Source organism: Micromonospora matsumotoense (assembly GCF_900091525.1).
Lineage (GTDB): Bacteria > Actinomycetota > Actinomycetes > Mycobacteriales > Micromonosporaceae > Micromonospora > Micromonospora matsumotoensis.
In genome coordinates this window covers 43008-57795 of the sequence record NZ_FMCU01000014.1, presented here as the reverse complement: position 1 = coordinate 57795, position 14788 = coordinate 43008, and the positions used below count along the sequence as shown (strand labels likewise).

At 74.0% G+C, this 14788-nt stretch carries 11 protein-coding genes; 6 read left to right on the top strand and 5 right to left on the bottom strand.

Annotated elements, in window-relative coordinates:
* The 3 genes from GA0070216_RS23650 (at window position 1) to GA0070216_RS23640 (ending at window position 3827) form a co-directional block, all read left to right on the top strand.
* A complete protein-coding gene (locus tag GA0070216_RS23650; RefSeq protein ID WP_091250392.1) occupies window positions 1–966 on the top strand; it encodes a carbohydrate ABC transporter permease in 966 nt (321 codons plus the stop codon).
* Window positions 967–1035: 69 nt separating this feature from the next.
* A complete protein-coding gene (locus GA0070216_RS23645) occupies window positions 1036–2109 on the top strand; it encodes a LacI family DNA-binding transcriptional regulator (RefSeq protein ID WP_091250389.1) in 1074 nt (357 codons plus the stop codon).
* Window positions 2110–2189: 80 nt separating this feature from the next.
* A complete protein-coding gene (locus GA0070216_RS23640; RefSeq protein ID WP_091250386.1) occupies window positions 2190–3827 on the top strand; it encodes a glycoside hydrolase family 13 protein in 1638 nt (545 codons plus the stop codon).
* Between the two features lie 70 nt (window positions 3828–3897).
* Here GA0070216_RS23640 and GA0070216_RS23635 read toward each other — a convergent pair whose 3' ends face one another.
* From GA0070216_RS23635 to xylA, 3 genes are all read right to left on the bottom strand, one after another.
* A complete protein-coding gene (locus GA0070216_RS23635) occupies window positions 3898–5310 on the bottom strand; it encodes an MFS transporter (protein ID WP_091250741.1) in 1413 nt (470 codons plus the stop codon).
* A gap of 153 nt (window positions 5311–5463) precedes the next feature.
* Window positions 5464–6951, bottom strand: coding sequence for a xylulokinase (xylB, locus tag GA0070216_RS23630; RefSeq protein ID WP_091250384.1), 1488 nt, complete (start codon window positions 6949–6951; stop codon window positions 5464–5466).
* An 11-nt stretch (window positions 6952–6962) separates the two neighbouring features.
* On the bottom strand, window positions 6963–8150 hold the full coding sequence (xylA, locus tag GA0070216_RS23625) for a xylose isomerase (RefSeq protein ID WP_091250381.1): 1188 nt from the start codon (window positions 8148–8150) through the stop codon (window positions 6963–6965).
* Between the two features lie 73 nt (window positions 8151–8223).
* On the opposite strand from xylA, the gene GA0070216_RS23620 reads away from it, so the two are divergent.
* Complete coding sequence (locus GA0070216_RS23620) at window positions 8224–9486, top strand: ROK family protein (RefSeq protein ID WP_091250378.1); 1263 nt, start codon at window positions 8224–8226, stop codon at window positions 9484–9486.
* A gap of 129 nt (window positions 9487–9615) precedes the next feature.
* The gene (locus GA0070216_RS23615; RefSeq protein WP_176739102.1) at window positions 9616–11292 is read left to right on the top strand and encodes a SpoIIE family protein phosphatase; all 1677 of its coding nucleotides are present in this window, start codon (window positions 9616–9618) and stop codon (window positions 11290–11292) included.
* 95 nt (window positions 11293–11387) lie between these two features.
* Here GA0070216_RS23615 and GA0070216_RS23610 read toward each other — a convergent pair whose 3' ends face one another.
* Complete coding sequence (locus GA0070216_RS23610; protein WP_091250375.1) at window positions 11388–11900, bottom strand: MarR family winged helix-turn-helix transcriptional regulator; 513 nt, start codon at window positions 11898–11900, stop codon at window positions 11388–11390.
* 93 nt (window positions 11901–11993) lie between these two features.
* Between GA0070216_RS23610 and GA0070216_RS23605 the strand changes: the two genes are divergently transcribed.
* Window positions 11994–13127: a PP2C family protein-serine/threonine phosphatase gene (locus GA0070216_RS23605; RefSeq protein WP_091250373.1), complete on the top strand. Its 1134-nt coding sequence runs from the start codon at window positions 11994–11996 to the stop codon at window positions 13125–13127.
* Between the two features lie 65 nt (window positions 13128–13192).
* On the opposite strand, the gene GA0070216_RS23600 is transcribed toward GA0070216_RS23605, so the two are convergent.
* Window positions 13193–14680 carry a sugar transferase gene (locus GA0070216_RS23600; RefSeq protein ID WP_425413185.1) on the bottom strand — a complete coding sequence of 496 codons (1488 nt, stop codon included), beginning with the start codon at window positions 14678–14680 and terminating at the stop codon, window positions 13193–13195.
* Window positions 14681–14788: the final 108 nt, after the last annotated feature.

The window sequence follows — 14788 nt, the reverse complement described above, 5'->3', positions numbered from 1 at the left end:
ATGACCACCGCCACGCCCACCGTCGGAGCCGGCGCCCAGGCCGCCGGGAAGCCGACCACCACGGCCGGCCGGGTCCGTAACCGGCTCAACAGCCGGACCGCCACCCTGGTCTCGCTCGTCATCGCGCTGCTCTGGACGATCCCGACGTTCGGCCTGTTCGTCTCCTCGTTCCGCCCCGAGGCCGACATCAAGTCCACCGGTTGGTGGACCTTCTTCACCGACCCGCAGTTCACCCTGGAGAACTACCAGGACGTGCTCTTCGGGTCCTCCTCGTCGTCGGGGCAGCTGGCCAGCTACTTCATCAACTCGCTGGCCATCACCATCCCGTCGGTGCTCTTCCCGCTGGCCTTCGCCTCGCTGGCCGCGTACGCGCTGGCCTGGATCAACTTCCGGGGGCGCGACTGGCTCTACATCGCGATCTTCGCGATGCAGATCGTGCCGTTGCAGATGGCCCTGGTGCCGCTGCTGAAGTTCTTCTCCACCGGGGTCACCGTGGCCGGCGTGCAGGTGATGCCCGCCTGGGACCTGGTGGACGAACAGAAGTTCGCCCAGGTGTGGTTCGCGCACACCTGCTTCGCCCTGCCGTTCGCGGTGTTCCTGCTGCACAACTTCGTCTCGCAGCTCCCCCGGGACCTGATGGAGGCGGCCCGGGTCGACGGGGCCACCCACCCCAAGATCTTCCGCACCATCGTGCTGCCGCTGATCACCCCGGCGCTGGCGGCCTTCGCGATCTTCCAGTTCCTCTGGGTCTGGAACGACCTGCTGGTCGCGCTGATCTTCGCCGGGGGCGGCAACGAGACCGCCCCGCTCACCGTCCGGCTCGCCGAGATGGCCGGCACCCGGGGCAACGAGTGGCAGCGGCTCACGGCCGGCGCGTTCGTCTCGATCGTCGTACCGCTTGTCGTGTTCCTGTCGTTGCAGCGGTTCTTCGTGCGCGGTCTGCTCGCCGGCAGCGTCAAGGGTTGAGGTCCGCCCGCCGCCGCCCGGCAGCACCGGGCGGCGGCGGGCGGCGGCGCGGAGCGGGGGAACCACAGCGTGACCAGGATCGACGACGTGGCCCGGCTCGCCGGGGTCTCCACCGCCACCGTCTCCCGGGCGTTGCGCGGCCTGCCGACGGTGTCGGCCGCGACGCGCCGCCGGGTGCTCGCCGCCGCCGAACAGCTCCAGTACGCGGTCTCGCCGAGCGCCTCCCGGCTGGCCGGCGGCCGGACCGGCACGGTCGCCGTGGTGGTCCCCCGGATCACCCGCTGGTTCTTCGGCACCGTCGTGGAGGCCGTCGAGGAGTTCCTCCACCAGTCCGGCTACGACCTGCTGCTCTATAACCTCGGCGGGCGCGAGCAGGTCCGGCAACGGGTGCTGCGCAACGCCAACCTGCACAAGCGGGTCGACGCGATCATGCTGGTCGCCACCCCGCTGCGGCCGGCCGACCTGACCGCCCTGGCCGAGCTGGACCTGCCCGGCATCACGATCAGCTCCGGCAGCACGGTGCCGGGTTGGCCCTGCGTCCGGATCGACGACGTCGCGGCGGCCCGGACCGCCACCCGACACCTGCTCGACCTGGGCCACCGGCGGATCGCCCACATCTCCGGCGACCCGAACGACGAGTTGGCCTTCACCACCCACACCGACCGTCGCCGGGGCTACCGGGAGGCGCTGCGCCACGCGGGCCTGCGCCCCGACCCCGGTCTGGACATGGAGTCGCAGTTCACCATCGACGGCGGCAACCAGGCCACCGTCGAGCTGCTGGCCCGGGGCGAACCACCGACGGCGATCTTCGCCGCCTGCGACGAGATCGCGATGGGCGCGATGACCGCGCTGCGCGACGCCGGGTTGCGGGTCCCGCAGGACGTCAGCGTGATCGGCGTGGACGACCACGATCTGTCCGGCGTGCTGGGGCTGAGCACCATCGCCCAGCCCGCCGCCGAGCAGGGCCGGATCGCCGCCCGGCTGCTGCTCGATCCGCTGGGCACCGGCACCGTCGAGCCGTACGCCGGCCGGATGCCGGCCCCGCGCGGGGTCGGCGTCGACGGCACCGCGCCCAGCCCACCGGTGATCCTGCCCACTCGCCTGGTGGTACGGGAGTCGACCGCGCCTCCCCGGGCACACTGAACGGATTCGACCGCACGGCACGGCAGGCTCGACACAGGGAGAAGGCTCTGAACACCGACGCGAGGCAGCAGGAACAGTCCATGGGCGTGGCCCACGGATGGTGGACCGAAGCCGTCATCTACCAGATCTACCCGCGCTCCTTCGCCGACTCCGACGGCGACGGCATCGGTGACCTGCCCGGCATCACCGCCCGGCTGGGACACCTGGCCGAGCTGGGTGTCGACGCCGTCTGGTTGTCGCCGTTCTACCCGTCGCCGCAGGCCGACGCCGGGTACGACGTCGCCGACTACCGGGACGTCGACCCGCTCTTCGGCAGCCTGGCGGACGCCGACGCCCTGATCGCCGAGGCCCGCGCGAAGGGCCTCAAGGTCATCGTCGACCTGGTGCCCAACCACACCTCGTCGGCGCACCGGTGGTTCCGGGCCGCCGTCACCGCCGCCCCCGGCAGCCCCGAGCGGGCCCGGTACGTCTTCCGCGACGGCCTCGGCCCGGACGGCGCGACGCCGCCGAACGACTGGCAGAGCGTCTTCGGTGGTCCCGCCTGGACCCGGCTCGTCGAGCCCGACGGCCGGCCCGGCCAGTGGTACCTGCACCTGTTCGACCCCGCCCAGCCGGACCTCAACTGGGACAACCCGGAGATCCGCGCCGAGTTCCTGGACGTGCTCCGGTTCTGGCTGGACCGGGGCGTGGACGGCTTCCGGGTAGACGTGGCGCACGGCCTGATCAAGCAGGCCGACCTGGCCAACTGGGAGGAGCCGCAGGAGATCCTCTCCGGCAACGAGGTGGACAAGCCCCGCCCACCGATGTGGGACCAGGACGGCGTACACGAGATCTACCGGGACTGGCGGCGGGTGCTGGACTCCTACGACGGCGCACGGATCCTGGTCGCCGAGGCGTGGGTGGAGCCGGCCGAACGGATCGCCCGCTACGTCCGCCCCGACGAGATGCACCAGGCGTTCAACTTCGAGTACCTGCTCGCCGCCTGGACGGCCCCCGCCCAGTACGCGGTGATCACCCGCTCCCTGGAGGCCACCGACGCCGTCGGCGCCCCCACCACCTGGGTGCTCTCCAACCACGACGTCATCCGGCACGCCTCCCGGATGGGCCTGTCGGCCAAGGGCGGCCGGCCCAACGGCATCGGCATCGGCGACCCCCAGCCGGACGCCGCGCTGGGCCTGCGCCGGGCCCGGGCGGCCACCCTGCTGATGCTGGCCCTGCCCGGCTCGGCATACCTCTACCAGGGCGAGGAGTTGGGGCTGCCGGAGCACACCACGCTGCCCGACGAGTCCCGGCAGGACCCGACCTGGGAGCGCAGCGGCCACACCCAACGCGGCCGGGACGGCTGCCGGGTGCCGATCCCGTGGGAGGCCGACGCCCCGTCGTACGGCTTCGGCCCGACCGACGCCAGCTGGCTGCCGCAGCCGCCGCTCTGGGCCGAGTACGCCCTGGACCGCCAGCAGGGGGTGTCCGGCTCGACGTACGAGACGTACCGGACCGCGTTGCGGCTGCGCCGCGAGCACGGCCTGGGCCGGGGCACCCTGGGGTGGCTCTCCTCCGGCGACGAGGTGCTGAGCTTCCGCAACGCCGGGCTGACCGTGCTGACCAACTTCGGGGCCGCCGCCGTGCCGCCGCCGGCCGGGGAACTGCTGCACAGCAGCGCGCCCCTGGACGCCGACGGCCGGGTCCCCACCGACGTGACGGTCTGGGTCCGCCACTGACCCACCGGCCCGGCACCGGCACCGGCTTCGGTGCCGGTGCCGGGCCGCAGTGCCCGCGGCGGACGGCCGGTCAGCGGCGGTCGGCGCGCTGGTGCAGCAGGTCGCGTACCGCATCGATGTCACGGGGCGAGGTACGCGAGGCCAGCCAGTACATCAGCCCGGTGGGGATGAAGAAGAGCTGGAAGGCGGCGAGCCCGACGGCGTAGTTCAACGGCGGCGGGAAGGCCGCCCGCAGGGCGTGGAAGACCGCTCCGACCAGCCCGTTGCCGGCCGCCCGCCCGACCCCGTTGACCAGGTTGCCCAGGCTGTAGACGGTGCCCCGGTGTTCCGGCGGGTTGACGTCGGCGATCAGGGCGAACCAGTTCGGCGAGTTCGCCGAGGTCAGCGCCAACGCCACCAGGGCGGTGAGCAGGCTCAGCCCGACCGTCGGTTCGGTCACCACGCTGGCCAGCACGGCACCCACCACCGCGCCGGTGCCGCCCCCGTCGGGCACGTCGATCCGGATCGGCACGAAGAACAACACCAGGTAGAACGGCAGTGCCGCGAGGATGCCGACCGCCGCGACCTGGGCCCGCCCCCGGGGGTTACGCCGTTGCCGCGCGTCCCCGACCAGCCCACCGACGATGGAGAACACCCCACCGAGCTGGAACAGGGTGGCGAAGACGCTGCCCACCACGACCGCCGTGGCCGCCGAGTAGCCCTGGGCCTGGGCCCGCTCGGCGAACAGCACCGGCAGCCACACCAGCGAGCCGAACGCCGCCTGCGCGGTGAGGCCCTGGAGGATCAACCACCGGTTGGTCCGTCGGTCCAGGATGCGCGGCAGGTCGGCCCGGGTGATCTGGTAGTCGTACTCGACGCCGGCGTCGATCGCCTCGGCCAGCTCCGGCTCGCTCTGCCCGCGCCGGATGTCGTACGTCAGCAGGTAGGCCACCGTGGCGGCCAGGCCGACCACGGTGAGCAGCAGGAACGGGCGTCGCCAGTCGGTGGCCCCGAGCAGCCCGCCGGTGAGCGTGCCGGCCAGGGTGCCGACCCCCTGGGACAACCCCCAGAAGCTCATCACCAGGCCCCGGCGGCGCGGCGAGATCAGGTCGGTGACCACGGAGAACCCGACCGAGCCGACCGCGCCCAACCCGACCGCGGCGACCAACTGCGCGGCGAGGAACGTCGGGAAGCCGGTGGCGAGCGCGCTGCCGCCGGTGCCGGCCGCCCAGACCAGCGTGCCCACCATCAGCAGCGGCTTGCGGTTGGTCCGGTCACCGACGTACGCCCAGGCCACCGCCGCGACCGCGCTGACCAGGAAGCTTACGGCCGTGACCAGGCCGAGCATCCGCTGCGGCACCCCCAGCGCCCCGGAGATCGGCCCGTACAACGGGGGTACCAGGCCGATCGCCACGTTGTCCAGCGAGGCGAGCACCACGAACACCGCGACGCTGTAGAGGCGGTGCGCCGCGTTTCCGCGCCGGGAGATTCTGCTGCCGGTCATGTCCGGCAGCCAACCAGGTACGGCTCCCGGCCCGACGGGCACCCCCGCCGGCCCGGCACCACCGCCGGCCCGGCCCACCGGGGCGGAACCGGTCGTCGGCCGGTGACCGACCCCCGTGCGTCGGTCACCGGCCGACGATGTCGGTCGGGTGTGTCACTCCCCGGTCGCGGCCACCCGGTCGAGCGTGTGGTCGCGGGCCTCGGCGTACCGCTGCCGGATGGCGGGGACGGGCTCCGCCGCGTACTCCTCGGTGTCCTTCAGCGCCCAGGTGGGCGGCGTCGCCCCACCCAGGGCGACCCAGGCGGCCTGGCGGGCCGCGCCGTCGGCGACGTACTCCCCGGGTGGGGGCACCACCACCGGACGACCGAAGACCTGCGGCGCGATCCGGCGCACCGCCGCCGAGCGGGCCCCGCCGCCGACCAGGATCACCCGCCCGACCGTCGCGCCCTGGGCCACCAGCGCGTCGAGGCCGTCGGCCAGCGCGCAGAGCATCCCCTCCACCGCCGCCCGGGCCAGGTGGGCCGGGGTGGCGGTGCGCAGGGTGAGGCCGTGCACCGAGCCGGTGGCGGTGGGGCGGTCCGGAGTCCGCTCCCCCTCCAGGTACGGCACCATGACCAGGCCGTCCGCCCCGGGCGGGGCGCTCAACGCCAACTCGGACAGCTCGTCGAGGTCGACGCCGAGCAGCGCCGCCGCCGAGTCGAGCACCCGGGCCGCGTTGAGCGTGCAGACCAGCGGCAGGAACCGGCCGGTGGCGTCGGCGAAACCGGCCACCGCGCCACCGGCGTCGGCGGCCGGGCTGTCCGCCACCGCGAAGACCGTGCCGGAGGTGCCGATCGAGACGACCACGTCGCCCGGGCCGGCCCCGACCCCCAGCGCGGCGGCGGCGTTGTCCCCGGTGCCGGGGCCAAGCAGGATGTCCCCGCCCGGCGGCGGCGATCCCGGGGCAGCGTCGGGCCGCCCGGCGGCACCGGCCAGCACGGTCGGGTCGAGCACGCCGGCCCGCTCGGCCGGGCCGAGCACCGTGGGCACCTCGACGACCCGGCCGAACGCCCGTTCCAGCAGGTCAGGGCGGTATTGCCCGGTCGACGGGGACCAGTAGCCGGTGCCACTGGCGTCGCCCCGGTCGGTGCGTAGCGCCGCCAGGCCGGGGGCACCCGCCAACCGCCAGGTCAGCCAGTCGTGCGGCAGGCAGACGGCGGCGACCCTGGCGGCCTGCGCCGGCTCGTGCCGGGCCAGCCAGCGCAGCTTGGTGGCGGTGAAGCTGGCCACCGGGACCAGACCGACCGCGTCGGCCCAGAACCGGCGGCCGGTCTCCCCGCCGCCGGCCTCGGTGATCAGGTCCCGGGCGGCGTCGGCCGACCGGGTGTCGTTCCACAGCAGCGCCGGCCGGACGACCTCACCCGACCCGTCCAGGCAGACCATCCCGTGCTGCTGGCCGGCGACCGACACGGCCGCCACGTCGGCCAGCCCGCCGGCCGCCTCGACGGCGGCCAGCAGGGCATCCCACCAGGCCCGTGGGTCGACCTCGGTGCCGTCCGGGTGCGGCGCGCGGCCCTGACGGACCAGCGCGCCGGTCTCCGCGTCCCGGATCACCACCTTGCAGGACTGGGTGGACGAGTCCACCCCGGCGACGAGCGGCATGTCGGGCCGCCTCAGCGCGCGCCGAGCAGGTGCTCGACGGCGAGCTGGTTGAGCCGTACGAAGCCGAAGCCCTTCGCGGCCGTCGCGTCCACGTCGAACTCCTCGAACGCGGACCGGTCGGCGAGCAGGTCGGCGTAGCCCTCGCCCGCGCTCAGCGTCGGGCTGGCCAGCTCGTCGACCTTGCTGGCGGCGAGCGCCTCCACCACCTCCGGGTCGGCCCGGAACGCCGCCGCCCGCTCCTTGAGCAGCAGGTAGGTCGCCATGTTGGCCTCGGCCGACGCCCACACCCCGGCGATGTCCTCGGTGCGGGAGGGCTTGTAGTCGAAGTGACGCGGGCCGTCGTACGCCGGGCCACCGTTGGGGCCGCCGTTCTCCAGCAGGTCGACCAGGGCGAACGCGTTCATCAGGTCGCCGTGGCCGAAGACCAGGTCCTGGTCGTACTTGATGCCCCGCTGACCGTTGAGGTCGAGGTGGAACAGCTTGCCCTGCCAGAGCGCCTGGGCGATGCCGTGGGCGTAGTTGAGGCCGGCCATCTGCTCGTGCCCGACCTCCGGGTTGAGGCCGACCATCTCGGGCCGGGCCAGCTCGGAGATGAACGCCAGCGCGTGCCCGACGGTGGGGAGCAGGATGTCGCCGCGCGGCTCGTTCGGCTTGGGCTCGATGGCGAACCGCAGGTCGTAGCCCTGGTCGACGACGTACTGGCAGAGCACGTCGACGGCCTCGCGGTAGCGGTCCAGCGCGGCCCGGATGTCCTTGGCCACGTCGTACTCGGAGCCCTCCCGGCCGCCCCACATCACGAAGGTCTTGGCACCCAGGTCGGCGGCGAGGTCGACGTTGCGCAGCACCTTGCGCAGCGCGTAGCGCCGGACGTCGCGGTCGTTGCTGGTGAAACCGCCGTCCTTGAACACCGGGTGGGTGAAGAGGTTGGTGGTGACCATCGGCACGACCAGCCCGGTCTCGTCCAGCGCCTTGCGGAACCGGGCGAGCTGGGCCTCCCGGGCGGCGTTGTCCGCGCCGAACGGGATCAGGTCGTCGTCGTGGAAGGTGATGCCGTACGCGCCCAACTCGGCGAGCCGGTGTACGGCCTCGACGGCGTCCAGCTCAGGGCGGGTGGCGTCGCCGAACGGGTCACGGGCCTGCCAGCCCACCGTCCAGAGCCCGAAGGAGAACTTGTCGGCAGGGGTGGGACGGGGTGCCATGGCAGACCTCCGGAAGCGATGATGGTGGTGGCGGTGAGTGTGTTACCCGCAATTTGTTCAGTGGTTGAATTAAATGGCCGTGCTGTGGCACTGTCAAGAGGTGACCGAGACCCGGACCGTCGGCGCGGTCCGCCAGGGAAGCCTGCGCGAACTCAACCTCGCCGTGGTGCTGCGGCGGATCGCCAGCACCACCCGGCCGCCCTCCCGGGCCGAGATCGCCGCCGACACCGGCCTGACCCGGGCCACCGTGTCGGCGGTCGTCGACGACCTGATCGCCGGCCGGCTGGTCACCGAGGCCGATCCCGCGCCCCGCACCGGCGCCGGCCGGCCCGCCCGGGGGCTGCTGCTCGGCGGCACCGGCCCGGCCGGGCTCGGCCTGGAGGTCAACGTCGACTACCTCGCGGCCTGCGTGGTCGACCTCACCGGCGCCGTCCGGCACCACGAGGTACGCCGGATCGACCTGCGCCCCCTCTCCCCCGCCGACGCGCTCACCGGCCTGGTCGACCTGGCCGGCCGGGCCCGTGCCGCCGCCGACGACGCCGGGCTCACCCTCGCCGGGGCGGCCCTGGCCGTGCCCGGCCTGGTCGACGCCCGTGGGCTGGTCCGGCTCGCCCCCAACCTCGGCTGGCGGGACGTGGACGTGCCGGGCCTGCTCGCCGGCCACCCCGCCCTGACCGACCCGGTCGACGGGGTGCCGCCCCTGGTGGTGGAGAACGAGGCGAACCTCGCCGCGCTGGGCGAACTGCACGCCCGCCCCGGCGGCCCGGAGAGCTTCCTGCACGTCTCCGGCGAGATCGGCATCGGTGCCGGGATCGTGCTCGACGGGGCACTGTTCCGGGGCTCCCGGGGTTGGAGCGGCGAACTCGGTCACGTACCGGTCGATCCGGGTGGTCCCACCTGCCGCTGCGGCGCCCGGGGCTGCCTGGAGACGTACGCCGGGCAGGAGGCCGTGCTGGCGGCGGCCGGGCTGGCCGGGGCGGACCTGCCGGCCGACACCGCCGCCCGCCGACTGGCCGACCTGGCCGGGTCCGGCGACCCGGCCGCACTCGCCGCGCTGCGGGCCGCCGGCACCGCCCTCGGGGTCGCCGTCGCCGGGGTGGTGAACCTGCTCGACCTGGACACCGTCGTGCTCGGCGGCGGATACGCGACCCTCGCGCAGTGGCTGTGCCCGCCGGTGCTGGCCGAACTCGACGACCGGGTGCTCACCAGCGGCTGGTCCCCGGTGACGGTCCGTCCGGCGGCGCTCGGGGCCGAGTCCGCCGCCGTCGGCGGGGCCGGTTCGGTGGTCCGCCGGATCATCGCCCGTCCGTCCGGTTGGCTGTCCCGCCCGCAGTGACCCACGGTTGCTGGCTGGCCGATCGCCGACCCGCCTCGGTACGCTTTCCCTGAGGCAAGGATTTCCTACCGAGGAGAGCACTCCCAGCATGCGCAGAGGTCGACAGGCCGACGCGCCCGGCGACCGGCGGTGACGACCACCCGCCGGGACGGGCACGCCGGCCCGGTCAGCGGGGGTGGACAGGTGGCGCACACCCCGACCCACCCGTCCTCGGACGGGTCGTTGCCGGCCGACCCGCAGCTGGCCCGGGAGTTGCTCGACGGTCTCGCCGAGGCGGTGGTCACCACCGATCGCACCGGCCGGGTCACCCTGGCCAATGCGATGGCCGGGCAACTCCTGCCGGAGCTGACCCCCGGCACCGACCTGGCCGCACACACCGTGCCGGCGCTGGCCCGCGCGGTCGCCGAGGGCACCGGGACGTTCGACGCCGAGCATCATGGCCGCCGACTGCGGGGCGTCTGCCGTCCCCTCGCCGCCGGCGGCTGCGCCTGGTATGTCCGGGATGTCACCGACGAACAGACCCGCACCGACGCGCTGCTCGCCGAACGCTCCCGCACCGCGTTCCTGGCCCGGGCGGGCAGCCGGCTCGGGCTCTCCCTGCACCGCGAGCAGACCCTGCGGGCCACCGTCACCCTGCCGGTGCCCTACCTGGCCGACGTCGCGGTGGTCGTGCACCGGTCACCGCAGCCCGGCGAGGACCTCCCACACTGGCTCCGGTACGCCGACGGCGAATCCGGCCCGGTCGGCGGGGTCGGCAGCTGGCAGCTCGCCGGCTCGGTCCCCGGGCTCACCGAGGCGCTGCACGGCGAGTCCACCGACCCCAGCCCGTGGCTCGACGCCGAGCTGACCGACCTGGCCGGCGTGCTGCCGGAGACCTTCGGCCGCCCCGGCACCGTGCTGATCAGCCCGATGCTCAGCGTGGGCGGGCCGGCCGGCGCGTTGATCCTGGTCCGGTGGCACGGGCGGGCCGGCTTCGACCCGCGCGACATCGAACTGGTCCGGGAGTTCGCCGCCCGCGCCGGGTCCGCGATCGCCGCCGCCGACCTGTACGGCGAGCAGGCCCACCTGGCCCGGGTCCTCCAGCACAGCCTGCTTCCCCCGGCGTTGCCCCCGGTACCCGGTGTCACCCTCGCCGGCGGTTACCGCGCCGCCGGGGACAGCCTGCGCATCGGCGGCGACTTCTACGAGGTCTTCCCCACCGCCACCGGGTCCCTGTTCGCCCTCGGCGACGTCTGCGGCAAGGGGGTCGGCGCGGCCGTGCTCACCGGCCGGGTACGCCAGTCGTTGCAGACCCTGCGGCTGGTCGAGCAGCGCCCCCGGGAACTCGTCGAACTGCTCAACCGGGCGCTGTTCGACTCCCCCGACGCCGCCCGGCGCAGCCAGTTCACCACCCTGCTGCTGGGCACCACCGGGCCGGGGACCGACGGCGGGGTACGGGTCCGGATCGCCGGCGGCGGGCACCCGTCCCCCCTGGTGGTACGCGCCGACGGGAGCATCGTCGCGGTGCGGGTGGGCGGGATGCCGATCGGGGCGTTCGCCTCGGCGACCTTCGTCGAGGTGGAGGTCCGGCTCGCGCCGGGAGAGCTGCTGCTGGCGTACACCGACGGGGTGACCGAGGCGCGCGGTGCCTCGACGGCCGTCGAGATGTTCGGCGAGCACCGACTGCGGCAGGCGCTCGCCTCGATGGCCGGGCTGCCACCGGCCGCCGTGATCGACCGGCTGCTCCAACTCGTCGACGAGTGGCTGGACGGTGAGAGCCACGACGACATCGCGATGCTGGCCGTCTGCGCGGCGGACCCCGGGTGACCCGACCGGCCCCGGACGATCCCGCCCGGGAGGAACCGGACCGGGCGGCCGGCGAGGAACCGGACGGTCCGCGCCGACCGGCTGGCGGGCCCGGGTCAGGCCGAGCGGACCGCCGGCGGACCGTCCGGGGCCGGACGGGGCCGGACGGGTGGGGGCGGCGCCGACCGGAACTCGACCGCCGGCCGGGTCTCCCCCTCCCGGGCCCGGGCCACCCGGTCGAACTCCACGAGACCGCGCAGCAACGCCTGCCGACCCTCGCCGCTCATCCCGGCCAGCACGTCGGCGAGCCGCTGCCGGCGGTCCCGGCGCAGCTCAGCGAGGAGGCGGGCTGACTCCGGGGTCAGGTGCAGGGCGATCTCCCGCCGGTCCGACCGGCCCGGCTCCCGCTCCAGCATGCCGGCGGCGACCAACCGGTCGCAGAGCCGACTCGCCGAGGAGAGCAGCATGTTCAGCAGGGCGGCGAGCCGGCGCAGATTGATTCCGTCGTACCGTTCGACCACCATGACGGCGCGCAACTGCGCGCTGGACAGCCGGCTGGTGGTGTTCTCCCGGGCTGCCTCCCACAGAGACAGCAGGGCCGCCGTCGCACCGTCCAGCTCGGCGGCCATACTCACGTCTGGTCCGCGAGGACCGCTTTCCTCGGCCATGGTGGGCCCGAGAATACCCCCCGTACCAGGGAATCTGCGCTCTCAGGAGGCGTGATGACGAGCGGACCCGAGGCCCGGGCCCGGCAGGTGCTGACCGAAGCGCCGGTGGACCTGCTGCTGGACCGGCTCGCCGGGGAGCTGGTGCGGGCCTATCGGATCACCGACGTGGAGCTGTTCCAGGTCGACTACCGGTTGTCGGTGCTGCTGCCGCTGGGTGCCGGGGAGCCGTTGGCGGGCCCCGGGCACCCGGCCTGGCACTGCTTCGACCATCAGCAGCCGGTGCTCGCCGAGGGCGTCGGCTGGTTCCCCGTCGGGATGCGGGGCGAGCGGCGCGGGGTGCTGCGGTTGGCCCCGGTGCCCGACGACCGGGCCACCGTCGAGGAGCTGACCCGCATCGGCACCGCCCTGGGGCACGAGTTGGCCGCCGTCACCGCCGGCACCGACGTCTACCGGGCCTCCCGCCGGGCCCGCCGGCTCACCCTGGCCGCCGAGATGCAGTGGGAACTGCTGCCGGGGCGCAGCCGGGACCGGCCCTCGTTCCGCCTCGCCGGCCAGCTCGAACCGGCGTACGCGGTGCGTGGGGACAGTTTCGACTGGTCCGACGACGGCGACCGGCTGTGGCTGTCGACCATCAACGGGACGGGTGAGGGGGTGGCCGCCTCGATGCTCACCGCGCTGGCCACCCACGCGCTGCGCAACGCCCGCCGGGGCGGGCTGGACCTCGCCGACCAGGTCGCCCTCGCCGACCAGGCGATCTATGCCCTGCACCGGGGCGAGCAGCACCTCTCCGCCCTGGTGATGGAGCTGGACCTGGCCTCCGGCGTGCTGACCGTGGTGGACGCCGGATCACCCCGGTTGATGCGGCTGCGCGACGGCGAGGTCACCGAGCAGGTACTGGACAAACAGTTCCCGTTGGGCATGTTCGAGGGCACCGACTACCAGCACCAGCGCTTCGAGCTACGCCGCGACGACCGGCTCTTCGTCCTCAGCGACGGCGTGCTCGACGCGACCGACCAGCACGTCCGGTACGGGGAGACGGCGCTGGACCGCTTCCTGCGGCGTACCGGGCCGATGACGCCCCTGGCCGCGGTCCGTTCGCTCATCGGCGACCTGCGCGCCTTCGTCGCCGGTGAGCTGATCGACGACGCGGTGGTCGTCTGCCTGGACTGGACCGGTCCGCAGCCCTGAACCGGGGGCCCGGCGGGGACGGTGCAGGTGCAGGTGCAGGTGCAGGTGCGGGGCGGGGGCCGGGGTCAGTAGGCCCCGCGCCCGCGCAGCACCGCGCCGAAGGTCTTCCACAGGATGGTCAGATCGGCGGCCAGCGACCAGTTCTCCACGTAGTAGAGGTCCAGCCGGATGCCGTCCTCCCAGCTCAGGTCGGACCGGCCACTGACCTGCCAGAGGCCGGTCATGCCCGGCTTGACCAGCAGGCGACGGGCCACGTCGCCGTCGTAGCGGGCCACCTCCGAGGGCAGCGGTGGGCGGGGACCGACCAGGCTCATCTGGCCGAACAGCACGTTGACCAGTTGGGGCAGCTCGTCGAGCGACCACTTGCGCAGCAGCCGGCCGATCCGGGTGACCCTCGGGTCGTCCCGCATCTTGAACATCAGCCCGTTGGTCTCGTTGCGGGCCACCAGCTCGGCGAGGAGCGCGTCGGCGTTGACCACCATGGTGCGGAACTTCAGCACCCCGAACTCCTGGCCGCCCTGCCCGACCCGGGTCTGCCGGAACAGCACCGGGCCCCGGCTGTCCAGCTTGACGGCCAGCGCGATCAGCGCCACCAGCGGCAGGAGCAGCAGCAGCGCCACCGCCGCGGCCGACCGGTCGACGAGCTCCTTGACCAGCTTGCGGGCCCCCCGGAACTCGGGTGCCTCGACGTGGATCAGCGGCAGCCCGGCCACCGGCCGGGTGTGGATGCGCGGGCCGGCCACGTCGGTGAGCGCCGGGGCGACGACCAGGTCGATCCCGGTGCCCTCCAGCTGCCAGCCCAGCCGGCGCAGCCGGGTCGCGGTCAACTCGCCGGACGCGGTGACCGCCACGGTGTCCGCGCCGATCGCCCCGGCCGCCTCCGGGATGCCCCGCAGGGAGCCCACCACGGGCACGTCGCTGAGCCGCTGCGGCACCGGGGCGAGCAGCGCGTCGGGGATGCACGCGCCGACCACGTGATAGCCGGCGTACGGCTCCCGGCGCAGGGTGTGCACCAACTCCAGCACGTGTGCGGTGTCCCCCACGACCAGGACCCGACGGGACCAGCCGTCGCCCCGGCAGCGGGCCCGGTGCAGCGCCTTGCGGGCGGCGAACCGGGTGGCCACCAGCCCCACCGTGCCGACGGCGAAGGAGATGCCGAGGAACCCCCGGGAGACCCCGACGTCGAAGATGTAGCCGGCGATCGCGACACCGCCGGCCAGGCGCAGGCTGGCCCCGCTGACCCGCCGGTACTCGTCCGCGCCGTAGCCGAGCACCCGGTCGTCGTAACAGCGCAGCGCCTTGAGCGAGACCAACCAGACCAGCACCAGGGCCGGTGCCACCACCACGTACGGGATCTCGGAGCCGCGCGGCACCGCGTCGCCGAAGCGGGTGGCGTAGCCGGCGAGGACCGCCAGCGACAACACGGCGGTGTCCAGCACCACCAGCATGCGGACGTAGCCCCGCTGGTTGGTCTTGGATCGAGTACCCGCCGACCGGCCATCGAGCGCCGACGGCGGGGTACGGACGGGCGTGGACAGCGTCGCCGAGGTCACCCAGCCTCCCCCACATCACACTGGTCGGCTCCGAGCCTGATGCTCACCTCTGGAGAGGTGATCCGGTCGGAGCACTCCCGACATCCTGCCCCACAATGATGCTCACCT